The organism is Bacillus sp. SRB_8, assembly GCF_003264205.1.
Classification (GTDB): domain Bacteria; phylum Bacillota; class Bacilli; order Bacillales; family Bacillaceae_G; genus Bacillus_A; species Bacillus_A mycoides.
On the sequence record NZ_NADT01000018.1, the window covers coordinates 966,108 to 991,048 of the forward strand.

General features: G+C 35.2%; 26 protein-coding genes, 3 pseudogenes and 1 riboswitch. Of the genes and pseudogenes, 11 read left to right on the forward strand and 18 right to left on the reverse strand.

What is annotated here, in order from left to right; genetic code table 11:
- Nucleotides 1-77: 77 nt before the first annotated feature.
- Nucleotides 78-1,427 carry a cytochrome ubiquinol oxidase subunit I gene (gene cydA / locus B5P40_RS15265; RefSeq protein WP_002129584.1) on the forward strand — a complete coding sequence of 450 codons (1,350 nt, stop codon included), beginning with the start codon at nt 78-80 and terminating at the stop codon, nt 1,425-1,427.
- Nucleotides 1,417-2,445 (forward strand): cytochrome d ubiquinol oxidase subunit II, encoded by a 1,029-nt coding sequence (gene cydB / locus B5P40_RS15270; protein WP_002190996.1) that lies wholly within the window; start codon nt 1,417-1,419, stop codon nt 2,443-2,445. The genes cydA and cydB overlap by 11 nt, the downstream gene beginning before the upstream one ends.
- Nucleotides 2,446-2,614: 169 nt before the next feature.
- Here cydB and B5P40_RS15275 read toward each other — a convergent pair whose 3' ends face one another.
- Nucleotides 2,615-2,848: a spore germination protein gene (locus tag B5P40_RS15275; protein WP_002015747.1), complete on the reverse strand. Its 234-nt coding sequence runs from the start codon at nt 2,846-2,848 to the stop codon at nt 2,615-2,617.
- Nucleotides 2,849-3,560: 712 nt separating this feature from the next.
- Here B5P40_RS15275 and B5P40_RS15280 point away from each other — a divergent pair.
- Both B5P40_RS15280 and B5P40_RS15285 read left to right on the forward strand, forming a co-directional pair.
- Nucleotides 3,561-4,595, forward strand: a complete 1,035-nt coding sequence (locus tag B5P40_RS15280; protein ID WP_113709383.1) for a YdcF family protein — start codon at nt 3,561-3,563, stop codon at nt 4,593-4,595.
- A 202-nt stretch (nt 4,596-4,797) separates the two neighbouring features.
- A complete protein-coding gene (locus tag B5P40_RS15285; protein WP_000738210.1) occupies nt 4,798-5,670 on the forward strand; it encodes a YitT family protein in 873 nt (290 codons plus the stop codon).
- A 138-nt stretch (nt 5,671-5,808) separates the two neighbouring features.
- Here the strand turns inward: B5P40_RS15285 and B5P40_RS15290 are convergent, their stop codons facing one another.
- From B5P40_RS15290 to B5P40_RS15310, 5 genes are all read right to left on the reverse strand, one after another.
- Nucleotides 5,809-6,027 carry a hypothetical protein gene (locus B5P40_RS15290; protein WP_002167505.1) on the reverse strand — a complete coding sequence of 73 codons (219 nt, stop codon included), beginning with the start codon at nt 6,025-6,027 and terminating at the stop codon, nt 5,809-5,811.
- A gap of 97 nt (nt 6,028-6,124) precedes the next feature.
- Nucleotides 6,125-6,943, reverse strand: coding sequence for a DUF4247 domain-containing protein (locus tag B5P40_RS15295; RefSeq protein WP_002129590.1), 819 nt, complete (start codon nt 6,941-6,943; stop codon nt 6,125-6,127).
- A 13-nt stretch (nt 6,944-6,956) separates the two neighbouring features.
- A complete protein-coding gene (locus B5P40_RS15300) occupies nt 6,957-7,463 on the reverse strand; it encodes a DUF4178 domain-containing protein (RefSeq protein ID WP_002015752.1) in 507 nt (168 codons plus the stop codon).
- Nucleotides 7,464-7,484: 21 nt separating this feature from the next.
- The gene (locus B5P40_RS15305; RefSeq protein ID WP_002015753.1) at nt 7,485-7,889 is read right to left on the reverse strand and encodes a DUF350 domain-containing protein; all 405 of its coding nucleotides are present in this window, start codon (nt 7,887-7,889) and stop codon (nt 7,485-7,487) included.
- 230 nt (nt 7,890-8,119) lie between these two features.
- On the reverse strand, nt 8,120-8,785 hold the full coding sequence (locus B5P40_RS15310) for a PspA/IM30 family protein (protein WP_002015754.1): 666 nt from the start codon (nt 8,783-8,785) through the stop codon (nt 8,120-8,122).
- 403 nt (nt 8,786-9,188) lie between these two features.
- Here B5P40_RS15310 and B5P40_RS15315 point away from each other — a divergent pair, with 403 nt between their 5' ends.
- Nucleotides 9,189-9,767 (forward strand): lipoprotein BA_5634 family protein, encoded by a 579-nt coding sequence (locus B5P40_RS15315; protein ID WP_002129594.1) that lies wholly within the window; start codon nt 9,189-9,191, stop codon nt 9,765-9,767.
- Between the two features lie 35 nt (nt 9,768-9,802).
- Here B5P40_RS15315 and B5P40_RS15320 read toward each other — a convergent pair whose 3' ends face one another.
- The 3 genes from B5P40_RS15320 to B5P40_RS15330 are packed head-to-tail and all read right to left on the reverse strand — an operon-like array spanning nt 9,803 to nt 12,199.
- Complete coding sequence (locus B5P40_RS15320) at nt 9,803-9,970, reverse strand: FeoB-associated Cys-rich membrane protein (protein ID WP_000989601.1); 168 nt, start codon at nt 9,968-9,970, stop codon at nt 9,803-9,805.
- Between the two features lie 16 nt (nt 9,971-9,986).
- On the reverse strand, nt 9,987-11,975 hold the full coding sequence (gene feoB / locus B5P40_RS15325; protein ID WP_002129597.1) for a ferrous iron transport protein B: 1,989 nt from the start codon (nt 11,973-11,975) through the stop codon (nt 9,987-9,989).
- Nucleotides 11,972-12,199 (reverse strand): FeoA family protein, encoded by a 228-nt coding sequence (locus tag B5P40_RS15330; protein WP_000060512.1) that lies wholly within the window; start codon nt 12,197-12,199, stop codon nt 11,972-11,974. Before B5P40_RS15330 ends, feoB begins: the two co-directional genes overlap by 4 nt.
- A 194-nt stretch (nt 12,200-12,393) precedes the next feature.
- A riboswitch (TPP riboswitch) is annotated at nt 12,394-12,495 on the forward strand.
- Nucleotides 12,496-12,580: 85 nt separating this feature from the next.
- On the opposite strand from B5P40_RS15330, the gene B5P40_RS15335 reads away from it, so the two are divergent.
- Entirely contained in the window at nt 12,581-13,252 is a 672-nt protein-coding gene (locus B5P40_RS15335) for an energy-coupled thiamine transporter ThiT (protein ID WP_113709384.1), read from the forward strand.
- 208 nt (nt 13,253-13,460) lie between these two features.
- On the opposite strand, the gene B5P40_RS15340 is transcribed toward B5P40_RS15335, so the two are convergent.
- The 6 genes from B5P40_RS15340 to B5P40_RS15365 form a co-directional block, all read right to left on the reverse strand.
- Nucleotides 13,461-15,314, reverse strand: coding sequence for a sensor histidine kinase (locus B5P40_RS15340; protein ID WP_078176444.1), 1,854 nt, complete (start codon nt 15,312-15,314; stop codon nt 13,461-13,463).
- Nucleotides 15,311-16,000, reverse strand: coding sequence for a response regulator transcription factor (locus B5P40_RS15345; RefSeq protein ID WP_000041840.1), 690 nt, complete (start codon nt 15,998-16,000; stop codon nt 15,311-15,313). The genes B5P40_RS15340 and B5P40_RS15345 overlap by 4 nt, the downstream gene beginning before the upstream one ends.
- Nucleotides 16,001-16,053: 53 nt before the next feature.
- The gene (locus tag B5P40_RS15350) at nt 16,054-16,674 is read right to left on the reverse strand and encodes a class D sortase (RefSeq protein WP_113709385.1); all 621 of its coding nucleotides are present in this window, start codon (nt 16,672-16,674) and stop codon (nt 16,054-16,056) included.
- Between the two features lie 89 nt (nt 16,675-16,763).
- Entirely contained in the window at nt 16,764-17,168 is a 405-nt protein-coding gene (locus B5P40_RS15355) for an LPXTG cell wall anchor domain-containing protein (protein WP_113709386.1), read from the reverse strand.
- Between the two features lie 186 nt (nt 17,169-17,354).
- Complete coding sequence (locus B5P40_RS15360; RefSeq protein WP_000410949.1) at nt 17,355-17,687, reverse strand: hypothetical protein; 333 nt, start codon at nt 17,685-17,687, stop codon at nt 17,355-17,357.
- A gap of 184 nt (nt 17,688-17,871) precedes the next feature.
- The gene (locus tag B5P40_RS15365) at nt 17,872-18,087 is read right to left on the reverse strand and encodes a hypothetical protein (RefSeq protein ID WP_002143519.1); all 216 of its coding nucleotides are present in this window, start codon (nt 18,085-18,087) and stop codon (nt 17,872-17,874) included.
- 161 nt (nt 18,088-18,248) lie between these two features.
- Here B5P40_RS15365 and hpt point away from each other — a divergent pair, with 161 nt between their 5' ends.
- Together hpt and B5P40_RS15375 are read left to right on the forward strand one after the other, a co-directional pair.
- Entirely contained in the window at nt 18,249-18,776 is a 528-nt protein-coding gene (gene hpt, locus B5P40_RS15370) for a hypoxanthine phosphoribosyltransferase (protein ID WP_000687586.1), read from the forward strand.
- A gap of 84 nt (nt 18,777-18,860) precedes the next feature.
- Nucleotides 18,861-19,763 carry a diacylglycerol/lipid kinase family protein gene (locus B5P40_RS15375; protein ID WP_061688364.1) on the forward strand — a complete coding sequence of 301 codons (903 nt, stop codon included), beginning with the start codon at nt 18,861-18,863 and terminating at the stop codon, nt 19,761-19,763.
- 41 nt (nt 19,764-19,804) lie between these two features.
- Here the strand turns inward: B5P40_RS15375 and B5P40_RS15380 are convergent.
- Nucleotides 19,805-20,315, reverse strand: a pseudogene (locus tag B5P40_RS15380) (DUF2199 domain-containing protein).
- Nucleotides 20,316-20,344: 29 nt separating this feature from the next.
- Nucleotides 20,345-20,482: a DUF7003 family protein gene (locus B5P40_RS32790; RefSeq protein ID WP_002167499.1), complete on the reverse strand. Its 138-nt coding sequence runs from the start codon at nt 20,480-20,482 to the stop codon at nt 20,345-20,347.
- Between the two features lie 123 nt (nt 20,483-20,605).
- On the opposite strand from B5P40_RS32790, the pseudogene B5P40_RS15385 reads away from it, so the two are divergent.
- The 3 genes and pseudogenes from B5P40_RS15385 to B5P40_RS15400 form a co-directional block, all read left to right on the forward strand.
- Nucleotides 20,606-20,854 (forward strand): annotated as a pseudogene (locus B5P40_RS15385) (Rpn family recombination-promoting nuclease/putative transposase); the annotation flags it as partial.
- Between the two features lie 602 nt (nt 20,855-21,456).
- The gene (gene ltrA, locus B5P40_RS15395) at nt 21,457-23,283 is read left to right on the forward strand and encodes a group II intron reverse transcriptase/maturase (protein ID WP_078177370.1); all 1,827 of its coding nucleotides are present in this window, start codon (nt 21,457-21,459) and stop codon (nt 23,281-23,283) included.
- 73 nt (nt 23,284-23,356) lie between these two features.
- Nucleotides 23,357-24,055, forward strand: a pseudogene (locus B5P40_RS15400) (Rpn family recombination-promoting nuclease/putative transposase); the annotation flags it as partial.
- Between the two features lie 39 nt (nt 24,056-24,094).
- Here the strand turns inward: B5P40_RS15400 and B5P40_RS15405 are convergent.
- Nucleotides 24,095-24,859 carry a hypothetical protein gene (locus B5P40_RS15405; RefSeq protein WP_113709387.1) on the reverse strand — a complete coding sequence of 255 codons (765 nt, stop codon included), beginning with the start codon at nt 24,857-24,859 and terminating at the stop codon, nt 24,095-24,097.
- Nucleotides 24,860-24,941 lie beyond the last annotated feature (82 nt).

The window sequence follows — 24,941 nt, forward strand, 5'->3', positions numbered from 1 at the left end:
ACAAGTCTCACATACTTTAAACGTTTTTTCACTATAAACTGATTGTAGATAATGTAAAAAAGGAGTGAATATTTATTATGTCCGACGTTCTGTTACTAAGTCGTTTTCAATTTGCAATTACTATTTTTTATCACTTTTTATTTGTACCTTTGACAATCGGACTTGTTATTTTAGTAGCATGTATGGAAACTCAATACGCCCGCACATTGAATCCAACATACCGCAAAATGGCAAATTTCTGGGGAAAACTTTTTACAATTAACTTCGTAATGGGGATTATAACTGGGATTACGATGGAATTCCAATTTGGAACAAACTGGTCTGAGTACTCCAAATATATGGGGGATATTTTCGGATCACCTCTCGCAATCGAAGCACTCGTTGCCTTCTTCTTAGAATCTACTTTCATGGGAATATGGTTATTCGGTAAAGACAAAATCTCACCAAAATTCCGTGCTTTCTGTATGTGGATGGTTGCACTTGGAACAAATATTTCTGCCCTTTGGATTATTACTGCAAACGGATTCATGCAAAATCCTGTTGGGTACGTAGTACGTAACGGCCGCGCTGAATTAAATGACTTCTGGGCACTTGTTACAAATCCATATGCATGGAATATGTTCTTCCACACTGTAATTGGTTGTTATATTGTCGGTGCTTTCTTCGTTATGGCAATTAGTGCATATCACTTACTACGTAAAAACGAAGTGGAATTCTTCAAAAAATCATTTAAATTTGGTTTAATGTTAGGTTTATTCGCCGCAACAATTACACCATTTATGGGCCATCAATCCGGTGTATCAGCTGCTAAATATCAACCAGCAAAAGGAGCTGCGATGGAAGCTGTTTGGGAAACCGGAAAAGGACAAGGCTTCTCAATCATTCAAATTCCTGATGTGAAAAATGAAAAAAACTTTGAACTACTTACTATTCCAAAGCTCGGAAGTTTCTTCTATACAAACTCATTTGATGGAGAAATTGTTGGTTTAAAAGATATTCCAAAAGAAGATCGTCCAAATGTTAACCTCGTGTACTATAGCTTCCGCTTAATGGTTGCACTTGGCATGTTCTTTATGGCATTAACTTGGTACGGTTTCTATTTAAACCGAAAAGGAAAACTAGAAAACTCAAAACGTTATTTAAAAATTACAATGTGGTCTGTTTTACTTCCATATATCGCAATTAATGCTGGCTGGATTGTCGCTGAAGTAGGTCGTCAACCGTGGACAGTTTATAAACTAATGCGTACAGCAGAATCCGTGTCACCTATATCAGTTCCACAAATTTGGTTCTCATTAATTAGTTTAATATTGTTCTACACTTTACTCTTAATTGCAGACGTATACTTAATGCTGAAGTTCGCGAAAAAAGGACCCGCTGCATTAGAAGAACCTGCTACTGAAGGAGGTGCGGCTCATGTCTCATGATATGCTTGCAATTATCTGGTTCGGTTTATGGGGCGTAATTTGGACAGTGTACTTCATTCTTGATGGCTACGCACTCGGTAACGGAATGATTTTCCCATTCGTTGCGAAAGACCGACAAGAACGAAATCAATTACAAGAAGCTATCGGCCCGTTCTGGGGTGGTAATGAAGTATGGTTAATTACAGCTGGTGGTGCAACATTTGCTGCCTTTCCAGTCACATATGCAAATATGTTTAGCTACCTATATACACCACTATTTTTAGTATTACTTGCACTATTTGCTCGTGCCGCTGGACTTGAATTTATGCATAAAGACGATTCACCAATTTGGCAAAAAACTTGTAAATGGGCATTTACAAGTGGTAGTTTCCTAATCGCCTTCTTATTCGGTGTTACATTCGCTAACCTGTATTACGGGCTGCAAATCGGAAAAGATGGTTATGAAGGAACTTTACTTAGCTTACTAAACCATTATGGTATTTTAGGCGGTCTTTTCTTCACTGCTATATTCGTCGTATCTGGTGCCCTTTGGATTATGATTAAAACAACTGGCGAAGTATCTGATCGTGCTTATAAAATTGCAAGACCATTTTCAATGGCAGCTGCTATCATTTTAGCTATCTTCTATGTCGCAACTGCAAATCGTACAAATTTATTCCAAAACTTCACGGAATATCCTGTACTATTCATTCTTCCAGTACTTGCAATGTTAATGAGTGTACTCACACTTATTATGGTGTACAAACATAAAATCGGCCTTGCATTCACATTCGTTTGCTTAACAATCGCAATGTTTATGACAACTGGTTTTGCAGGTATGTTCCCAAGAATGTTACCATCTCGTATTAACGACGCTTATAGTACAACGTTATACAACGCAGCTGGTAGTCAATTAAATTTAAAAATTATGTTCTTCGTTGCAATGGTCATGGTACCAATCGTTATTGGATATCAACTTTGGAGCTACAGCATATTTAAAAATAAAATTCATAAAGACTCTGCTAAAGGGTATCACTAAAATAAAAAAGACACTTCGAGCGAAGTGTCTTTTTTATTTTACGTATGATTTTCGATAAGATGTTACATTTCTAATCTAACAACTATGATAAAGAAGAATCACTAACAGCTCACAACTAAATTGTATCACAGGACAAACACATCATTTTATGCAATTTTACATATAAAAATTATAACGTAGATTGAATTACTTGGTCATACACATCGTTATCCGTTACATCTGCCGTACTAATACCACTGAATGTCCTCACATTTAATCCGGTATTTGAAGATCCCGATCCATTATAAGCTTTCGTTTTTTCAATTGGATGTACGTTATATTTATCACCTAAGTTAATTGTCCCGTTACAATTCTCAATAATAACCCCTTCCACAATAGCTGGCATTTTATCACCTACTTTCATTTCGTTACTTTTATTTTATGAACATCGCCTACAAAAATAGCATGTTTCAATAAGAAAAAGCACTCAAATTGAGTGCTTTTTCTCTAAGCATTAATGGCAAGTTTGGAGACAGTTGACTTCTTCAAAATTTTATTAGGGGTAATATTTTGAAAAAGAAAGCCTTTCATATTTAACTTAACACCACTGGAATATATAGTAAATTGATAATATTTATACGGAAGATTGCTAATGTTTAGTATAGATAGTTTGCACTACGTTAATAGTGGAAATTATCTATACTAAGAAACAAAAAGACGCCTTTCAAGAAGACGTCCTTTCCCCTGTTTATATATACCCCATCCCGCTTTTTGTAAACACACACTAGAAAACAGAATCATGAATTGTTACAAGATTGTTAGGTACAAAAAGAGTAGAGGTAAATATTAATATAAAATTCTGCTTTATAGCGTGTATCCACAACTTATATTTTAATCCTCTTCCCTTGAAAATAAACATAATATGCATAATTACATACCAAAAAGAAAAAGACACTCCACAGAGTGCCTCTTCAACCATTTTACTTTTAATATATCACTTTGAATACATTTTACCATATTTAACCATATCGATTGTTAAGAAAATTCGAAATCGTTATTTTTTTATCAACATCTTCAAAATCATGTAATATTAAGGATGCAATAAAACATTATACAAATTGAGGTGTACTATATTTATGTTTTTCGGAATCATTCCTCTTATATTGTTTATTATTTTTCTTATCTCTTACTTAAAAGATCCACGAAAAATAATAAATGGCTTTTTATTTAATGCCTTTTTCTGTTCATTTCTATTATTTTGTGCAATCGCCTCGTTTGCATCTGGTAGTAACACTTTACATTTCATCGTTATGCTACCCATGTTAGCTCTACTTTTCATGATACCTTTTGGCATCGTTGCTCTAATGTTTGGACTATTTCTTAATGCGAGAATCTTGATGAGGCGTGAAGGAAGACGCTTTACAAACTCTTTAACTTTAATTGCTGCTTTAGGGATTTTATTCTGTATACTAATCCCTATCATAAATCCAGCAAGTTTATTCTCAGAGCATTTTCAATTTATTTTTGCTGCTATTTCTCTTGTAACTATGTATTTCTTTATACATTTATCTAACTTCTTAAGCGCTTATTTTCTATACCAATTCAATAGACCGAGACGTAATCAAGATTTCATCATCGTTCTTGGTAGCGGCTTAATTAATGACAAAGTGCCACCCTTACTTGCAAGTCGCATTAATAAAGCAATCGACTTTTATTGGAAGCAAGCCGCTGTGAATACACCACCAACAATCATTTTCTCTGGTGGGCAAGGGCCTGATGAAGGTCTTCCGGAAGCAGAAGCGATGCAAAATTATGCTGTTGAAAAAGGCATTCCGCTTGAACATACGGTACAAGAAAATCGTTCTGTAAACACATATCAAAACATGTCGTTCTCTAAAGAAATTATGGATTCTTTAAAACCAGAAGGTAAGTATAAAAGTATTTTTACAACGAATAATTTCCATCTTTTCCGTGCTGGCATATATGCAAGACAAGCTGGCCTTAATAGCCAAGGAATCGGATCAAAAACAGCCTTTTATTACTGGCCTAATGCAATGATTCGCGAATATGTCGCAATTGTCGTTATGGGGCGTAAGCGCCATATGAAAATATGTGGAACTATTTTAGGTTTCGCTTTATTCCTAACAGTCGTTAGTTTTATACTTTCTTAACAACATCCCATCCTTTAAAAGGATGGGATTTCTTATACGAATTTCAAAAATATTTTAATGGTACTATGGTGATAATATTCCCTGCATACATCCATTAAAGGAGAATTTTTTCAAATATAATGTTAAAATGGTTGTTAGGCATGAATCGAACTGATTAGCAAACATGTAAGAAAAAGAAACTAGTTTGAAACGAGGAAATTATATGAAAAAAATGATCAAGAGTAAGCCCAATAAGCTGAAAATTGCTTCAAAAGCTTTGATGATTATTATTGGGGCATTTATCACAGCGTACGGATTAGAAGCTGTCTTAATTCCAAATAACGTATCCGACGGTGGTGTGACTGGTTTAAGTATCGTTAGTTCAAGATTATTTGGATTGCCATTAGGAGCTCTAATCGCAGTTATTAACATTCCTTTCGTTTGGTTAGGATATAAACAAATCGGTAAAAGCTTTGCAATTTATTCCATCATCGGGATTGCTTCATTAGCAATAGGTACCGTTGTCATGCACGGAATACCAACTATTATTGAAGGCGATACACTACTCGTTACAGTTGTTGGTGGTATTATTATCGGTTTCGGTATGGGACTAGCCTTACGTAACGGCGGCGCATTAGATGGAATCGATATGCTAGCTGTATTACTTTCTCGTAAGTTACCTTTTGGAACAAGTGACCTTATTTTATTCTTAAATATGTTTGTCTTTATTTTTGTTTCAACAGTATTTGGTCTTCAAGGGGCTATCCTTTCGGCAATTGCTTACTTTATCGCTTCGAAAGTGATTCATATCGTTGAAGTTGGTTTAAGTGGTTCGAAAACATTTAAAATCATCACGAAAGAGCCTGAATTAATGGTAGAAACAATTCGCGATCGTTTAGGCCGAAGCGCAACGTATAACGAAGTATATGGTGGTTATTCAAGAGAGAAATTCAAAGAAATTTCTTGTGTAATTAACCGTTTAGAAGAAAGTAAAATGAAGGACCTGATTAATGAAATCGATCCTAATGCCTTTATTACAGTTTATGACGTAGCTGAAGTAAAAGGCGGTAACTTTAAGAAACGTGATATTCATTAATCATTATGAAAAAAGAGGGTGTGCCAAAATATTGGTGCAGCCTCTTTTTATTATGAAGTTGGTAAATCGATATTCCTTTTCGAATCGTTGATATATTTTGAGCTACGATAGATATAATCGAAAAACCGTTGATATATTTTACTCCCCCCATCTTCCCCCGCTTTTAATCCAATCGACGTACTTTTGAAAGGCGGGCACTTCATGCTGAAAGCGAAGCGGAACATATAGAAAGAGAGTACATGTACACAGTATCCATAGAATACCTACTATAAAGTGAAATTTCATCGTTGTGCTAATAAACAAACTGAGGAATAAGACGAGGAACATAATCAAACTAAACCTTTTATATATACTCATAATAATCTCCTCCTTATAACTTAATTGTACCAGCTATAAGGAATTAATTCCCATAATAAAAAGACCGAAAAGCAAATTCCACTTTTCGGTCTCTATACTATCTTCTCTTCATAATTTTCCCTGAACCGCCAACCCTTGTTTTCGGGGGCGACGTATTCTTTGGTGGGGTTTTAATGGATGATTTCGGCTTCACATCAGATCCACTCGAGCCACCCGGGTTTTTCGTAATTTTCCCTTTGCTTCCGGTAGAAGGCGGTGGCGTCGTTTTACTTCCTTTTTCCGTAATACTTCCTTTATCACCTACAGATGATTTCGGATCTACATTATCGCCTCGCTTAATAATAGATCCTTTCCCTTCCTTCGTAATTGGAGGCGGGGTTTTCTTTTCCTCTTTCGTAGGTGGTCTTTCCGGGATCACCGGTTTATGATTTTGTCTGTCATTATATCCGCGATAATCACCGTATGATGATTTGCGTGAACCGAATATATCGTTTAATATACTCCCCATGATATATCCTTGTAAGAAGGATGGTTGGTAATTTTGACGGACAAATTCTTCATTGCTTATTTCAATTAACGTATCAGATGGTTTCTCTTTATCCTTTTGTAAATTATACATTTTATCAGAATAAACGAGGAACATTTGATTTTCGTCTTCTTTAGATGCTTGCTTCGGTTTCCTTTCGGCTATAAGTTCCTTTGCAACTTCAGGAACTGACCGATTGGCGGCCCTATACACGTAAGATTCTTGTTTACCATCCTTTGCGACAGACTCTAGTGGGTAACGGTCCTGAATTGACTTCGCCTGACCACTTTGACAGCCCGATAAAGCATAACCGGCAATAACAAGTAATGTAACGATAGCAAGTATAGGGATCACGAACGATTTAATCATGGTAAACAATCGGTTTGACATGATTACGCCCCCCTTATGTTGCTCTTATGATTTGTACATCAGCAGGAATAATTACTTCTCCCTCATACATCATTGTGCGACCATTTTGCCATTCAACACGTAATAATTTGCGGTTATCAGATTGGAATTCCCATACGTACTGTTCTTCTGAAGCAGCGAATGGTGTTTTCCCCATAACAACAACACGTCCATTATATTGTTCTTCCATATGATACTCTATATCATCCATTTCAATCGTCGTCGGAATTTCATCGATTGAATCTAAACGACCATCAATCGGTGTATACAATTTGTAATACGTATTTTCACGGTCTTCGATTTTCAAATAACGAATATCTTTCCCATCCTGCAAAGTTAAAATAATCTCCTTGCGAGAATGCATGCTCGTTTTCCCAGTTAATTCGTACATGACTAACGAGACTTCAATCATATCGCCAGGAGCCAACGTTAAAAGACTCTTTTCTGGCTTCGGCGGCTCCGGACTCTTCATTATATTTTTAATACGTTTAAATAAACTCACAATCTACCCCTCCTTTTCTCTTTATAAACAAGCACCTAAAATAAGTGCACCAACGATATGTAATGAACCAGCTAACAACGCATGTGCTAAGCTGCCTTCTTTCGTTCCTTCTTCTAAATCTAAACCAGACATTTTCTTTAACACAAACTCAATGAACATTTCTACAATTAATAAAATAACGAATGAAACTGCTGAGGCAAGAAGCGCTTGCCATAAGTCATTCGCTTTCGTTATAGATTGAGATAAAATGTACCCTTGCGCAAATAATTTCATAACGAAACGCGTTGTCACTGCTGTATTTCCATTTTTCATTTCTTTTAAATCATTGTATTTTGTAAAAATCGAATCAACCCACATAATTGCAAATAAAAGTACCGCACTCGCTCCAGTCCATACAAGCATAGCTAAAACATTCATCCACGTCATTACAAAACCTCCTCTAAAAAAGTAAAGTGAAACTTTAATCAGTGGGGAGTTTTCCATCCCCTACTGATTATTAGTTGAACCAATCGGGCATTTACGGGCAGTCGATCTCCCACCAACCTCTCTGCTTTCACAAAATGTTGAGGTGGGAGTCTTACTGCCCGTTAATGCGGGGTAATAGAAAACCGACATGAATTCTCTTCAGACATGTCGGTTTCTTTGTCTATTCTATATTATTTCTCGTACTGCTTCATAATACGAGCTAATTCATCGTCAACAACAGAATTTTTGTTTAAGCTTGCGAATTCATCATCTAACGACTTTTCTTTCTTGTAAATTTCACCGCTTGCTTCTGCTTCAGCCTCTAATTGAAGTGCTTTCTCTTCCATACGGCTTAAACCAGCTTTTGCTGAATTTGAATCAAATCCAGACATCGCCTGATTAATATTCTTTTGTGCTTTCGCTGCATTTACACGTGCAACAAGTGTTTCACGTTTATTTTTCAGCTCTGTTAATTGCTTACGCATTTCTTCTAGCTTAAGACGAAGGTTATCAGCAGCTGCTTTGTTTTGCTCATAGCTCGCTTTATACTCATTCATCTTTTGCTCTGCATTTTGTTTTTCTTCAAGAGCACGACGCGCAAGGTCAAGATTGCTTGCTTGAACAGCCATATGAGCTTGCTCTTCACGTTTTTTCACAAGTGCTTCTTGCTCTTCAAATAATATTTTGAATTTCTTCTCAAGTGCAATTTGAGCTGCTACACTTTTCTCAGCTTCTTGTACATCCGCTTGCATATCGCGTAAATATTGATCCGTCATCTTAACTGGATCTTCCGCTTTTTCAATTAATGAATATACATTCGACATTGTTAAATCTCGTAATCGTTTAAATACAGACATTCTAATTCCTCCTATGACTTACCTCATATTTCAAATTCACTACTTGGAAAACTGAAAAATCTCCCTTAACAGTAAAGAATATTCATTTTTACAGCCTATGTGTTTATTATAACAAAACTAATATGTCCTTACATGTTATTTCCAAAATACAGCCAATATAATATGACATTCTAGATAAAACATTGTATTCCTAATATATTCTCATTAATCCTCTTCAGAATTGACATATTTTTATGCACTTTCACTAAATTACATTATTGTAATGTTACTGTAAGCTAACTCGATAGTTACGTTTCAATATTTCTTATACACTAATACCAGAAGCAACAAACAAGCTTCTCATAATTTCAGAACTAATACAAAAAATGTATTTACTATAAAACATATAAAAGGAGCAATCATCATGAAAAAATTAGTAGGAATCGGATTAGCAGCAGCAATTTCATTCGGAGCATTATCAGGTTGTTCTTTATTAGGAGAAAAAGCGAACGGCTTTGTACTATACGGAACAGATGAGCAAATTCAACAAGTTACAGATAAAAATAAAAAAGAAGTGAAAGAAAAAGACTTCTATAAAATGAAAATGACAACATTAGAGGGTAAAAAAGTTCTTGTAATGGATAAGAAAACTGGTGAAGAACTGGTGAAAAAAGAATTACTTAGCAAAGTTGATAAAAACGATGATACAAAACCACTTGATAAATTACCAGCTGTAACAACAGAAGAAGGCGTGTTATTTGCAAAAGAGAAAGTAGAAAATGCTACACTTGATGGGGCAAAATTAAAATACGAAGGCAACACAATTATCGGAAGTGGCCGTGCATATGCAGACATGTTCGCAATTGTTGACGATGCAACTTATGGAAATGTAAAAGGTGATGAAAAATCTGTTGGTGTATTAAAATTCGATAAAGACCCTAGTAAAGAATTCCCTGGTTACAACGGAGTAGAAGCTTCTCAGCTTGTAAAAATTAAAAAGTAAACAAAAAAGCTTTGCGAAATTCGCAAAGCTTTTTTCTATTTATGAGCAATTTGCTCCATATCCGGACTACAAGTTTGCGACTGACATGACTTACTTAAAGAGCATGCTGCGCATTTGCCTTTTTTACTTCTCTTTACAAAATTAACTAACGTATATGCTGCATAACCAAAAATGATAGCTCCAATTATAATATTGACCATCATTGCAATACATCTCCTTCTAGAATCCGAGTAAGGATCCAACTTGGTATATAATGAGCGTTAATACATAAGCAACAACGAGCGGATAAACGACAGAGAAAACTGTCCATTTCATCGATCCAGTTTCACGTTTAATAACAGCTACTGTCGCTAAGCATGGAACATATAATAAAATAAAGAACATAAATGCATATGCTGATAGCGCCGTATAATGTGCTCCCATTACATTTCCTAGCACATCTTCTTTAACCGCATAAATAATTGCCATCGTAGAAACGACAACTTCTTTCGCTAAAAATCCTGTTAAAAGGGATGCTGCAGCTTGCCACGTTCCAAAGCCGAGCGGTGCAAAAAGTGGTGCAATAAATCCACCAATCATCGCTAAGAAACTGTCTCCCATATCAACACCAAATCCTGATGGACCTGCATAGTTTAATAACCAAATGACAACAGAACCACCGAAGATGAATGTACCTGCTTTACGAACAAATCCTTTACCTTTCTCCCACGTGCTGAGCCATAACGTTTTTGCTTGTGGCACACGGTAAGGCGGTAGCTCAATTACAAAAATAGATTTTTCTGCTTTTAAAATAGTAAGAGACATAATTTTTGTAACGAGTAATGCAAGAACAATCCCTGCGATATATAAAGAGAACACAACAGTCGCCTGACTATGAGGGAAGAAAACTCCCGCAAATAGTGCATATACAGGTAAACGTGCCGAACAAGACATAAACGGTGTTACAAGAACTGTAAGTAACCTTTCTTTTTCTTGTTCAATCGTTCTCGCTGCCATAATACCTGGAACGTTACATCCAAAGCCGATAATCATCGGAATAAATGCTTTTCCGTTTAAACCGAAAAACTCCATAATTCTATCCATAACAACTGCAATTCGTGCCATATATCCTGAGTCTTCTAATAATGAAATGAAGAAGAATAGTGCAAAGATTTGTGGAACGAATACTAATACCGCACCAACACCAGCAATAATACCTTCTGTAACGAGTGCTTGAATAAAGTCAGAAGCCCCAACACTTGTGAGCCCAGCTGTAACCCAATCAGTAAGTTGTCCGCCAAAAAATCCATCAAGCATATCAGATAAAGGTGTACCAATCCACGTAAACGTAACCTGAAAAATAAAAAACATAACTGCTAAAAAGATTGGAAGTCCTAAAATTTTATGTGTAATTAACCTATCAATTTTTTCTGAAAAAGGAATTTTTCCTTCTTTCTCATGTTGCATAACATTTGTTTTTAACTTTTCAATATACGCTTCACGAGTCTTGTAAATGTGCTCTTCCAACGTACAATCAAGTTTTCCATCTAAACGAGATCGAATGGCTATAAGTTCCTTATAAATTGGTAATGCTTTCATTTCTTTTTCTACTACTTCGTTATTGCTTAAAAATTGAAGGGCTAACCATCTCGGATGCTCATAATTCGCTGTCTCTAAAAGAGCGATTACCTCTCCAATTCCTTCATCCATTTGTACACCATATGAAATAATGAATGGCTTTTTCTCTTTTTGTTTCTCTTCATGAAGAGTAGTAAGTAATTCTTCACAGCCTTTTCCGGTTCTTGCGATGACAGGAACGACTGTTACACCTAATATTTCTGATAGCCTTTTTACATTAATCACAATTCCTCTTTGCTTTGCCACATCAATCATATTTAAACCAATTGAAACGGGCTTACCAAATTCAAGTAATTGCAATGTTAAATGCATATTTCGCTCAAATTGAGAAGAATCCACTATATTTAACATATGATGAAATTCATCTGTTAGTAGAAAATTCGTAACGACACCTTCATCACGTGAAACTGGATTCAAATCATAAACGCCTGGTAAATCAATTAATGTTCCTTGCTTATCTTTTAATTTACCAACCTTCTTTTCTACTGTTACACCGCTCCAGTTTCCTACATATTCATAAGAACCAGTAAGTGCATTAAATAATGATGTTTTCCCTGTATTCGGATTCCCTAGCAAAGCAACCTTATTCACGCTAATTCCACCTTTATCATTTTCGCGTCACAATGACGAATACTAATTAACTGTCCACGACACTCCAATGTACAAGGACCTTTAAACATCGCTTTCTGTTTCAAGCGAAGTTCGCTTCCTTCCGCGAGACCGAAAGCAGCTAGTCTACGCTTTAATAACTGATCTAAAGACTGAATACTTTTTACTAACACTTTCTCGCCAATTTTAATATCTACTAAGCTCATAACCTTCCCCCTCAGAAGAGAATGATAATTATTTTCAGAAAAATTATATCATACTCTATTTCAATTGGACTATACCCTTTTGCTTCATATTTATTAACATTTCGCTACAATTCTATTTCAATAATTGTCATACGGTATTCATTTGCCATTCTCATCCATTTCGCTTACAATGAACAATAGCAAATAAAGAATCTCGTTATCACAGGGGGAGCCTTACCGCTGAGAGGGAACAATTCGTTCCGACCCTTTGAACCTGTTAGTTAATGCTAACGCAGGAATTGTGCAAACGTCCGAAATACATACCTCTTTTTCATTTACGTATTTCGTATCCTCCTATGATATCTATTCTTTTTTTGCAACTTGGATTTAGGGGGAGACAACATGCGTAACACCAATTTACAAGCGATGATCGAATCTGCTATTCTTGCAGCCTTCGCCTTGGTCATCGATATTTTACCACTTTCAATCAAAATATCAGCAACAGGCGGTTCCATCTCATTCGCTATGATTCCTATCTTTATTATCGCATACCGCTGGGGCTTCAAAATAGCTTTCTTAGGAGGCTTAATTTGGAGATTATTACAAATTGTCGTAGGCGATGCCATTATCGTCACACCAATTCAAGTAATCATTGAATACTTCGTTGCTTTCGCATTCATTGGATTTGCTGGTTTATTCTATCGTCCAATTCAAAAAGCACTTCTAGCATCTAATAAGAATGGAAACGAACAATCAAACTTAAGTAGCCGTAAAGATAAGCCTTCATCAAAACAAAACCAAGGAAAGAAAGTAATTGGATACATTATCATTGCTACTTTTATCGGTAGTCTAGCTCGTTACTTCTGTCACTTTATTGCCGGTATTATTTTCTGGGGACAATATGCACCGAAAGGTCAATCAGCTATTCTATATTCTTTAATATTTAACGGTAGCACAATGATTGGTTCCTATATTCTATGTACCGTTTTACTTATATTTTTATTTATCACTTCACCAAGATTATTCAAAAGCATGAGTGCTTATCAAATAAATTCACAAAAAAAGGGCGCTTAACTTAGCGCTCTTTTTTCACATCGTAATATCAATTAAAAATACAATAAATGCACAAAAGAAAATAAATACCATTATACTTAGCCAATTGCTATGCACGGTTCATCGACTCCTTACATAACCTCATTTTCTATTCAAAGTATACTGTTTAGAAATAAAGATTAGGTAAAGATAATATGAAAATAAATTAAAAAAGCGTAGATAGTATTGTCTACGCTTTTTTCGGTAAATAGAAGTAAAATAACACACCATCTTCGGTATTCTTCACCCCATATTCAGCATCGTGCAATTCTAAAATATTCTTTGAAATTGCAAGACCAAGCCCTGTTCCACCTTGTGAACGTTTCCTTGCCGCATCCACGCGATAAAAACGATCCCAAATTTTATCTAATTGTTCTTCTTCAATGTGAGCACCTTTATTTTCAATACATACTTTTATATGATCCTTCCCGTCTATTGTGGAAATAATAATATCTTCTTTTTCTGGTGTATAACGTATTGCATTCGTAATAAAATTCACAATTACTTGTTCAATTCTATTTTGATTCCCAATCACTTCTGCTGGACATATATGTTTGTGCACACTCAGTTCTTTTTTCTCTATCTCCGCTGAAAGCTGTTCACATATTTCTTCAATCACTCCATCTATATAGAAAGAATCCATCTTCATGTTATATGTGCCAGACTCAAATTTAGCTAATTCAAGCATATCCAAAATTAGTATATCCATCTTGTCTACTTCTTTTTCCATCGCCTGAAAATAGTAGTCTTTCTTATGTTCAGCTACCCCATCTTTTAAAATGAAAATACAGCTTTTCATAATACTCAGCGGCGTTTTTAGTTCATGCGATACACCCGCAATAAATTCTTTCCTTGTGTTTTCTAACTTTCTTTCTTTTTCAATATCTTGTTCTAACTGTCCAATATGTGAATGTAGTTTATTAGATAATGTATTAATATTTTGCGATAAATCACCAATTTCATCTTTTGAAGTAATCGGAATTTTTTCTGTGAAATCCAAATGAGCTATTTTCTTCGTTGTATCATTTATTTTTAGTAGCGGTTTTGCAATTTGTTTTGAGTAATAAAACGAAGCTAGAAAAATTAGAACGACTACAAATGCAACAATATAGATGTAATAATCTTGCACCATTTGTACAGCCTCATCTACAGGCTGTAAAGAAGCCATCGCATATATATATGTTACCGATCCGTTTTTTTCTTTTTTTGGTTTAATTAATAATTTATATTTTATATCATTTTTTTCATAGTCCATTATTTGTGTTGAATACTGTATATGATTATTCTCTTTTAATAATAAATCAGTTTGAAATTCCTTTATGCTATCTAAGAATAAACTATTTTTATAAATTGGATTCACAGGACCTTTTACATCGGGGAACTGTACTTTCGTAACACGTCCTACTATGGGAGCATCTAATTCCTGAGCAGCTTGCTCCTGAACGGCCGGCTTCTTTTCCTTAACAACTTGTTCCTCAGCTGCTTTCTTTTTCTCCTGATCTAATTTAATCATTTTCTCATTAAATGCTTTTTCTAACGGTTTATTAGATCCACTTAAATTTTGCTTACCTAACGAGAAAGAGAATGGAATAAAACTTTCTTCTTTTCTCACTCCAGAAAAATAAATTTCTTGTCCTGAAAACTTCTCTGATAATTTATTATCAATCTCCTCTATATTGACGAGATTACCTAAGGGAATCTTGAATATTTGTTGTCCAAAGCTCTTTTGTTGCCTACGGTCTATCGTTACTTCAAAATAAAAATCATCCACATGTTTTAAATTCCCATTCTGATCTAATATCGTAATCCACGTATTATTTTCTCTTAAAAAATCTTGCTCCAGCTTCTGAATTCCTTCTGCATTTCCTACATAATTCAAATAATTCTTCTCAAAGGAATTTAAATTCACTTTAATATCTTCTACTTTTCGGTTCGCATAATATTGTTTAAAAAATATCGTTTGACCAATAAATATCGTCGCTAAAATCAACATACATAGAGCTGTTGTAAGGGTAAATAATTTAAGTACAATCCCTTTTCTCATATGTTCCCCTCGAATTTATAACCGGTTCGCACTACAGTTGTAATGTACTTTGCTTTCTCTCCTAATTTATTTCGCAAATTACGAATATGGCTATTAACCGTTCGATCATCACCAGCAAATTCGTACCCCCAAATTCTTGAAATTAACTGTTCTCTTGTTAGTACAATCCCTTGATTTTTCATGAAATAAGCTAATATTTCAAATTCTGTATGTGTTAAAGTAATGTCTGCCTCATCAACAGTAACAGTACGTGACGGAAAATGGACGTGAATGCCATGAATTGATAACGTATCATCTTCATTTTCCAAAGGTTTCTTTGATGCTTGTCTGCTTTCTAATAATCGTTTCGCTCTCGCTAATAAAATAGGCGGACTATATGGTTTCGCAACATAATCATCTGCCCCAAGCTCAAACCCAAGTAATGTATCATCTTCATCTACACGTGCCGTCAGCATAATAATTGGAACCCCCGACGTCTTACGAATCCTTCGGCAAACAGACCATCCATCAAGTTCCGGCAACATAATATCAAGTATAACTAAATCGACCTCTTCTTCTTCAAATAAGACTAAAGCTTCTTTTCCATCTCTCGCTTCAAGCACTTTATATTGTTCACTCAAAAAGTAATCCTTTAATATTTCGCGTAAAATATCTTCATCTTCAACAATCAAAATGTTTTTTGACATAATCTATGTCTCCCCCTCTCGCTTTAAGAAATTACTATTCAAAGCTCTATAATTTATTTTGAATTACTCGTAATTAACTTTGCTTCGATAATATATCGATCCGGTGCATCCCCTATATAATCAAATGGATAACAAGTCGTCAGTGTTAATGTCGGTTCTTCTTTTTTTACAATAACAGTGCGATCATCCGCGTGTGTAATCCACATCTTTTGAATTTCATATGTGTACATTGTATTGTCATATTCTACAATGAGATTGTCTTTTTCTTTAAGCTCCCCTAATTCTGTAAATACAGTATCCCTATGCCCGCTCAGTACAGTATGCCCTCCTCCAGATGGTGTTGTCGTTAAATCACTAACAAACATACCGACTCCTTTTTTCAATGTAGCATCATTTGCTCCCCAATATATAGAAAACTTCTTCTTTATTTTCGATATATTTAACATAGCTATCTTTTCTCCTTCTTTATGTTGTATTTGAGAAGAAGGTACTTGTGCATTTACTGGTACTTCGCTAGAATGCTGCTTGGATGTTTGTTGTTCAAAATTTTTAATTTCTTCTGTCGTTAAATCTTGTGCAGAACTTTTTCCTTTATACCATTCAAAAGCGTAATAGGCTCCCATTAATAAGCCTACTATCATTAACGTAAATCCAATACGATTTAGAACTGTCACTGTGAATCCCTCCATGCAAAAAATGGTAGGAGTAACCTACCATTTTTAATATATGAAATTATCCCATTCTTTATAGAACAATATTTTATTTATGCCTTAATCTTATTACGACGGTTCAAACCAAATAATGTCCCTATCGCTACAAGACATGCGCTTAATGCCATCATTGCTACATTATTTGATGCTGTGTTTGGTAATTTTTCACCTTGTACAGCTTGTTTCGCTACTTCTTGTTTCGCTGTATCATTCTTTTGCCCTGCTTTTATTGCTTCCTCTTTTTTAGCCATATCACTTTTTTCTTGTACTTGTGCTGCTTCTTTTTTCTCTACTTCGCTCTTTTGCTGTTCCTTAATTGCTTCTTCTTTTTTAGCTTTATCTTGCTGCATTTGCGCTGATTCTTCTTTTGTTAATGTTCCAGTAGAAGCGCTCGCTACTGAAGAATATCCTACTGTTAAAAGTGCCATTGCACAAATTGGTAATAGTTTTTTTTTCATTTTATTTCTCTCCTTTTATACTTTATTCTAGTAACACATCACGTCGCACCGGATGTATTACTAGAATAAACAAGAGATGTAAATATAAGATGCAGATGAAATGGAATTCTGTTAAAGATTTCATTTTAGAAAAATAAAAAAACACCGTAATATATACGATGTTTTTTCGGGTGTGTGTCTCGATATTTATTTGTTACTTTCGCGTGATTGAGAAGTAGAAAGGGCCGGAGTGATAACTAATTGTCTCGGCTCAGTTTTCTTGAAGTGATTTTTGACGTTACACTTACGACATTGAACGACCCATGCTTTAATAGGATTTGTTAAAATAATTTTTTGCCTTTCGTTAGGGGCCTCTTCTTCCAATTTACAACTATCGCTCCACTTACTCCATTTCATTGTAAATTTAGAAGAAGAATGATCGTCTTCTCGATCAAACGTATGCAAAAAATCCATTTCTCCAGCTAGCATTACGGTGTTACTAGTTGCTAAAAAAGAAAAGGTCGTCCAATGTTTCTCCATGCCCTCCTACTCCTTTTTCACATATAGAGTGCCTAAAACTTAATTTACCTAAAATATGCTTGCCTTTTACCTTACACTTATAGTTTATCCAAAACACTACTATGCAACTATCGATTTGTCTTACAAATCACCTTACATTTTTGTAAGAAACGAAAAACCTTCACTCTATATACGTGAAGGTTTTTCATTTCTTATCTATAGAATCTTTCATATCATCAAGTCCAGCCTCTTGCAGCTGCGACATCATACCGTGGGAAATTGCGCCTAATACTAAAGTCATTCCAATTAGTGAAATGCGAATTGCAGGTACATCAATTATGTAAGCCAACATACCAAGAACAATTGTTAAAAACAATGCTTTTATAAATGTTACACTTGTATACTGTTTCTTTTTCATCATAATCACCCTTTTTGGAAGCGTTTTCTTAAAATTATCAGTATATCATATCATCTGACTATTTTGTGGGGATTTCTGTAAAAACCTTATATCTTCTTTGACTTTTTTCTTTCTATCCTTTACAGTCGAAATGTTCACAAGTTTTACACTGTAGGAGGATTCAAATGAAAATTGAAATAAAAGACACTTTAATTTCTGAAGAACAATTACAAGAAAAAGTAAAAGAACTAGCGCTTCAAATCGAACGTGATTTTGAAGGAGAAGAAATCGTTGTAATCGCTGTATTAAAAGGATCTTTCGTATTCGCTGCTGATTTAATTCGCCATATTAAAAACGAAGTAACTATCGACTTTATCTCTGCATCTAGCTACGGAAATCAAACAGAAACAACTGGAAAAGTAAAACTATTAAAAGATATCGATGTAAACATTACTGGAAAAAACGTAATTGTCGTAGAAGACATTATCGATTCTGGTTTAACACTTCACTTCTTAAAAGATCACTTCTTCATGCATAAACCAAAAGCATTGAAGTTCTGTACGTTACTTGATAAACCTGAACGCCGTAAAGTGGACTTAAAAGCTGAGTATGTTGGCTTCCAAATTCCAGACGAATTTATCGTTGGCTACGGTATCGACTGCGCAGAAAAATATCGTAACTTACCATTTATCGCTTCAGTTGTAACGGAGTAATATAAATAGAGTAAACTTCCATCAATTATTGATGGAAGTTTATTTTCTATCACGATTCGTAAAAGACAAAGGGAGAGAATAAAAATGACAAAGACAAAATTTGAAAAAGTACTCCTCATCGTAAATCCGAAAGCAGGACAAGGCGATTTACATACGAACTTAACAAAAATCGTACCACCTCTTGCGGCAGCTTTTCCTGACCTGCATATCCTTCATACGAAAAAACAAGGTGATGCAACAAAATATTGCCAAGAGTTTGCTAGTAAAGTAGATTTAATTATAGTCTTTGGTGGTGACGGAACTGTATTTGAATGCACTAATGGCTTAGCCCCTCTTGAAACTAGACCTACACTTGCAATCATTCCAGGCGGAACTTGCAACGACTTCTCTCGCACACTTGGTGTTCCGCAAAATATTGCAGAAGCAGCGAAACTCATTACAAAAGGACATGTAAAACCAATTGATGTCGCAAAAGCAAACGGACAGCACTTCTTAAACTTCTGGGGCATTGGACTCGTATCTGAAGTATCAAACAATATTGATGCAGAAGAGAAAGCAAAGCTTGGTAAAATCGGTTACTATTTAAGCACCATTCGAACTGTTAAAAACGCTGAAACATTCCCAGTAAAAATAACTTACGACGGACAAGTATATGAAGACGAAGCTGTCCTTGTTATGGTTGGAAACGGTGAATATCTCGGGGGTATCCCATCCTTTATTCCGAACGTAAAATGTGATGACGGAACACTTGATATTTTCGTAGTCAAATCAACAGGCATTCAAGCGTTTAAAGATTATATCGGAAAAAAACTATTTGAAGACTCAAATGAAAATGACATCTTCCATGTAAAAGCGAAATCCATTCATATTGAAACAGAAGAAGAAAAAGAAGTAGATACAGATGGAGAAAGCTCACTTCATACACCGTGTCATATTGAATTGTTACAAGGACACTTTACGATGATTTATAATCCTAATATTGTGTAATGAAAAAAACGAGTGATATCACTCGTTTTTTCTCTTCTAATCTAATTATATCGTTGTATAATTTCTTGTATTTCTTTCACTCTCTCCAAAGTAATTCCATTTCTTTGTTCTATCGCTAAAGGGTGATTGGTTGGCTCTAATTCAACATACGGCACCATTCCAACTTCTCTTATATGTATATTTTTCTTTAAATTTAGTGTTTCTGGATAAACTGGTATTTCTACAGATAACCAGCCAAAATGAGGATCGCTATTTTCTCGCCCTCTTTCATCCCACTTTTCTAGTACTTTATCATAAACTTTCTTTACTAAGTGAGACCCACACAGCCCAGATGAAATTTTCGTGGTAATCAATTATAGGAATCTCTAAACAGCCTCTAATAAAATAATGTTCATCGTCCATTACACAAAGATCTGATGTTAAATGGAAGCGTCCCTCTCTTTCATGAGCCGCTACCTCGTAGTAATAAGATGGTGCTTCACTTCCGTAACATAAAGGGAATGTAAATCGGTTCATTTGTATCTTTTCTCCGGATTTTTTTCTTCTTTTCATCTATTATGAGTTCTCCTATCCTTTAAATTTCATTCACACTCAAAATCCATCCAATTTTTCCAATGTGTATTAGAATCCTTATTCACAATAACACTTGGATCTTTCTTCTCTATTGTAGCAGCTACTGATTGAAAAAATTCAATTTCACTAGAGTATAACATAGACATACTTGCCTTTTATTTTCTAATAATACTACTAATAAAATAGCAGAAGGGTCTGTTTGCATGCCCCAGTTCTTTTTAGATACAATGAAGGAAAGAAGCAACCTGATACAAGGGAGAGAAAAAACTGTGTTCAACCAACAGTTAGTTAATTTACGCATTGATTTTGCATTTAAACAATTGTTTGGTACGAATGGTAGTGAAGATATTCTAATTGCATTTTTAAACGCTATGTTACAAGAGTCTTTAGAGTCGCCCATTGCTTCTCTACAACTAGAAGATCCACATTTACATCGGGAATATGAAGAGGATAAGTTATCTATTTTAGACATTTCAGCGACATTAAACACAGGAACAAAAGTAAATGTAGAAATACAGGCGCGACAAGAAGTCGCTTCATAATAGTGCGTATCCATAGGGATACGCTATTCTAGTTGTCAAGAATATTTCCACCCGAAACAGCGTTGCTAGTAATGGCAGGGTTGGTTGCATGAGGGGATGCATAAGGAAGCGATGAACGTACATTCAATCCGTGCTAGGGAAAGATGAGAAAGGTAAACGACAGTGAATTTTCTTAAGCTTCGTTACTATGAACCTAATGAAAGACGTTGATACATTGGGATCGCGGATGAGAAAAGTGGACTTTGTATGCCGCTGAGGGACAACCTACATATCCGCCGGAGTAGTAGAAGATACCTTCCCTCATCGTATCTATTAGAAGTGGAACTTGGTAAGCCCTATATAATCTGTACGTTGTACAGTAAGGATGTCGTAAGGCAGAATGACGTTATAGAGGGTATGGGATGTTGGAAAAAGCGAAAGTCGCAAAGTCGAAAGATAACAGGAACTCATAACTGTGCGAATAGCATTCAAGGAAAAAAAACCTTAATGATGCAACCCGAAAGGGTGCAGACTTCCAACAGGTCTTCAACACGAAAAAAAGCGGAAAGAAACTTTTGCGGAAAGGAAGGAATCTAGTTATGGATACAGCTCACAAGGCGTCGGCTATTCCTTCACTTACAGATTGGTTTACAATCCAGTGGAAAGAAATCGAAAGGTATGTAAGGAAGTTACGACAACGAATTTTTCGTGCCAAACACCAAAATCAAAGTAGAAGAGTGAGAAAATTACAACGCCTTATACTTCGAAGCAAAGCGAATCTATTGTTATCAATTAAAAGAGTTACACAAATAAACCGTGGGAAGCGCACAGCGGGTATCGATGGAGAACGTATATTGACACCTAGGTCTAGGATGGCATTGTTTCAGAAAATGAGCCACCAAAATATTTCATCACATCGTCCAAGAGCAGTAAAGCGCATACACATTCCAAAGAAAAATGGGAAATTACGCCCGTTGGGCATTCCAACAGTTAAGGATAGAATTTGGCAAAATATCGCCAAAAACGCTCTGGAACCAGAGTGGGAGGCAGAATTCGAATCCATTTCGTACGGATTCCGTCCGAAGCGTAGTGCACATGATGCCATAGCGAATATCTTTAACAAACTAAACTCCAAAAGTAAAAAAGTTTGGGTATTTGAAGGAGATTTTGCCGGATGTTTCGATAATTTAAACCATGACCATATCTTAGAGAAAATTCAAAACTTCCCAGCAAAAGAGGTTGTTAGAAGATGGTTAACATCCGGGTATGTAGATAATGAAGTGTTTCATCCTACAACATCGGGTTCTCCTCAAGGAGGAGTGATTTCACCTCTCTTGGCTAATATCGCTTTACATGGTATGGAGAAAGAGCTCGGTATTAAATACAGTAAGAGTAACACAAAAAGACAAGGTACTACCTATAATATTCATGTCAAATGCACAAAGGCAATGGTTCGTTACGCAGATGATTTTATCATCACTTGTCAAACAAAAGAAGAAGCGGAAGCTTTGTATCAAGAATTAGTACCATATCTTGAGAAACGCGGAATTACATTAGCAACAGATAAAACCCGTGTTACTCACATTACTGAAGGTTTTGATTTTCTAGGTTTTCACATTAAACAATATGTGCAAGACAAGAATAAATTGTTAATTAAACCGTCAAAAACAAGTATTCAAAAAGCCAAAAAGAAAATAAAAACAACTTTCCAAAAATTGAAAGGAAAATCTGTTTATACGCTATTAACAAACCTAAATTCAGTAATCCGGGGGTATGTGTATTACTGGAGGCATGTAGTATCGAAAAGGGTGTTCTCATCCATGGACTACTTTATATGGGGAAATGTTGTACGACATGTAAAACATTTGCATCCAAAGAAAAGTTGGAAATGGATTGTAAAACAATATTTTCGAAAGCCCAAACATGGAGGACATGATAAGTGGGTTCTCACCTGTCCAAAGACACAGTATCAAATCTATAAAATGATTTGGACTCCTATTGCAAGACATATTGGAATAAAATATAAGAACAGCCCAGACAATCCCGAACTCTCTGACTATTTTGCTAAACGAGATAAAAAAGATTTTGATAACAATAATACGCTAACTCGAATTAAAATCGCAAAGAAACAGAAATATATCTGTTCAATGTGTAAAGAGGCTTTACAAAACGGAGAAGCATTAGAAGTACATCATAAAGTTCCTAAAGCTTATGGGGGGACAAATGAATATAGTAATCTTCAACTTCTACATACATCTTGTCATATTCAACTCCATCAAAAGCATCCTATCTGCCGAGAGAGAGCATATATTTACAAGAAAGTGAACAAGCATATTTCATTAACGCCTCGAGAAAGAATTCAGGTAATAGAATGGCGTATGATGGATGACGAACGACTAGCTGTTTGGAATAAAAAGAAGGCTTGAGCCGGATGTTTGGAAACGGACAAGTCCGGTTCTTAGGGGAGAAAGAGTCCGTGAGGACTCCGACTTACCCGACCTCAATAATAATCACGATATGATAAAACGTAGTTTATATTATTGGGGAAAATTATACACATCCCAATTACAAAAGGGCATGCCATATAGCTCACTGCATAAAACCATCACCATAAATTTATTAAACTTCATAATGTTTTCAGAACAAAACGCCTTCCATTCAACGAGTATATTATGGAATACACAACAACAGAAACTCCTAAGTGACGACATAGAAATTCACATTGTAGAAATCCCAAAGTTAACAGAACAATGGCATGAAGAAAAAGTAAATCCGTGGAAAGATCCATTTGTTCGTTGGCTTTTATTACTTTCAGCAAATGAGGATGAGCACTTAACTAAAACATTGGAGGATATTGCTATGAACCAAGATCCTATTTTACAAAAAGCGATAAATAAATGGGAACGTATGAGTCAAGATTCTTCTTTCCGACAAGCCTATGACGCAAGGGAGAAAGTTTTAATGGATGAAGCAGCAAAATTCGCCCACGCAGAGACAGAAGGAATAAAAAGAGGAATGGAACAAGGAATAAAAAAAGGGATTGAACAAGGCATTGAAAAGGGTCGAAAAGAAGGGGTTCAGCAGGGGAAAATTCAAATGATTAAAAATATGTATGATCTTGGTATACCACTTGAAACGATTACTAAGGCAAGTAAATTAAGTGTGCATGAGGTTGAGCGTATTTTAGGACATAAATAGTAATAAAAAAGAGCTTGAATGGTTTCAAGCTCTTTTTTATCAACTTTCCTCAATTCTTTCCATCTTCCAAACTAAATTATCTGGATTGTTTTTCTCTAAAAAGGTTAACATCCACATAGTTTTTCCTTTGTCGTTCATCAACATCACTTTATGGTTTAACTTCCAAGCCACGTCACTAACATAATTAGACATTTTATACATATCTTCTTCTCTCATAAGCTTTTCCTTTTTGATTAATCGTCTCGTTCTATACTCCCTTATTTCTAAGTACATATCAGCATAAGCCACTTCATACTGCCAAATTATACTACATACATATTTTTTATTCGGACTACTCTTCTTTATATATACAAGTTCATTTTTATAATCCAAATCCAGTACCTTATTGTATGCTTTTTCTAACATCTCTATATCCCAATCACATTCCACAGCTAAACTCTTCATTTCAGTATGAACGATTTGAAGGGCTAATTCTTTTTTTTCTCTATCTGATAAATATGGAAAATCATTTACACTCCCATACTCTACAAACACATTCATATATCCAGGAAAAATTCGATATTTCTTCTCCCACTGATTTAATAATGAAATATCATCCACACAGTAAATCAAAATAACTTTTTCATAGTCTGTTCTTAACTTTGACATATGTCGCTCGTATAAAGAAGTAATACAGCTCGTTTCTTTTAAAAAAGATAGCTCCTCATCATAGTTGCTTGAGGATGTTAATTTTAATATCTCTAAACTACTTATATGCTCTTTTCTTTTTAGCAAACTTAATTGGATATCTCTTATAATTGGCATTTACTCTCTCCTTCTTAATACTACGACTATAAAATATTTTCACTAATATACCTCTTACATACTTGTATATAATTAATGCTCT

Excerpts from the sequence above, each read along its gene's own strand:
- B5P40_RS15405 (WP_113709387.1), bottom strand. The coding sequence starts at position 24,859 with ATGCCAATTATAAGAGATATCCAATTAAGTTTGCTAAAAAGAAAAGAG.
- hpt (WP_000687586.1), top strand. The coding sequence starts at position 18,249 with ATGAAAATTGAAATAAAAGACACTTTAATTTCTGAAGAACAATTACAA.
- B5P40_RS15365 (WP_002143519.1), bottom strand. The coding sequence starts at position 18,087 with ATGATGAAAAAGAAACAGTATACAAGTGTAACATTTATAAAAGCATTG.
- B5P40_RS15285 (WP_000738210.1), top strand. The coding sequence starts at position 4,798 with ATGAAAAAAATGATCAAGAGTAAGCCCAATAAGCTGAAAATTGCTTCA.
- B5P40_RS15340 (WP_078176444.1), bottom strand. The coding sequence starts at position 15,314 with ATGAGAAAAGGGATTGTACTTAAATTATTTACCCTTACAACAGCTCTA.
- B5P40_RS15305 (WP_002015753.1), bottom strand. The coding sequence starts at position 7,889 with ATGACGTGGATGAATGTTTTAGCTATGCTTGTATGGACTGGAGCGAGT.
- B5P40_RS32790 (WP_002167499.1), bottom strand. The coding sequence starts at position 20,482 with ATGTCTATGTTATACTCTAGTGAAATTGAATTTTTTCAATCAGTAGCT.
- ltrA (WP_078177370.1), top strand. The coding sequence starts at position 21,457 with ATGGATACAGCTCACAAGGCGTCGGCTATTCCTTCACTTACAGATTGG.
- B5P40_RS15280 (WP_113709383.1), top strand. The coding sequence starts at position 3,561 with ATGTTTTTCGGAATCATTCCTCTTATATTGTTTATTATTTTTCTTATC.
- B5P40_RS15335 (WP_113709384.1), top strand. The coding sequence starts at position 12,581 with ATGCGTAACACCAATTTACAAGCGATGATCGAATCTGCTATTCTTGCA.
- B5P40_RS15330 (WP_000060512.1), bottom strand. The coding sequence starts at position 12,199 with ATGAGCTTAGTAGATATTAAAATTGGCGAGAAAGTGTTAGTAAAAAGT.
- cydB (WP_002190996.1), top strand. The coding sequence starts at position 1,417 with ATGTCTCATGATATGCTTGCAATTATCTGGTTCGGTTTATGGGGCGTA.
- cydA (WP_002129584.1), top strand. The coding sequence starts at position 78 with ATGTCCGACGTTCTGTTACTAAGTCGTTTTCAATTTGCAATTACTATT.
- B5P40_RS15275 (WP_002015747.1), bottom strand. The coding sequence starts at position 2,848 with ATGAAAGTAGGTGATAAAATGCCAGCTATTGTGGAAGGGGTTATTATT.
- B5P40_RS15310 (WP_002015754.1), bottom strand. The coding sequence starts at position 8,785 with ATGTCTGTATTTAAACGATTACGAGATTTAACAATGTCGAATGTATAT.
- B5P40_RS15295 (WP_002129590.1), bottom strand. The coding sequence starts at position 6,943 with ATGTCAAACCGATTGTTTACCATGATTAAATCGTTCGTGATCCCTATA.
- B5P40_RS15315 (WP_002129594.1), top strand. The coding sequence starts at position 9,189 with ATGAAAAAATTAGTAGGAATCGGATTAGCAGCAGCAATTTCATTCGGA.
- B5P40_RS15375 (WP_061688364.1), top strand. The coding sequence starts at position 18,861 with ATGACAAAGACAAAATTTGAAAAAGTACTCCTCATCGTAAATCCGAAA.
- B5P40_RS15345 (WP_000041840.1), bottom strand. The coding sequence starts at position 16,000 with ATGTCAAAAAACATTTTGATTGTTGAAGATGAAGATATTTTACGCGAA.
- B5P40_RS15360 (WP_000410949.1), bottom strand. The coding sequence starts at position 17,687 with ATGGAGAAACATTGGACGACCTTTTCTTTTTTAGCAACTAGTAACACC.
- B5P40_RS15290 (WP_002167505.1), bottom strand. The coding sequence starts at position 6,027 with ATGAGTATATATAAAAGGTTTAGTTTGATTATGTTCCTCGTCTTATTC.
- B5P40_RS15320 (WP_000989601.1), bottom strand. The coding sequence starts at position 9,970 with ATGATGGTCAATATTATAATTGGAGCTATCATTTTTGGTTATGCAGCA.
- B5P40_RS15355 (WP_113709386.1), bottom strand. The coding sequence starts at position 17,168 with ATGAAAAAAAAACTATTACCAATTTGTGCAATGGCACTTTTAACAGTA.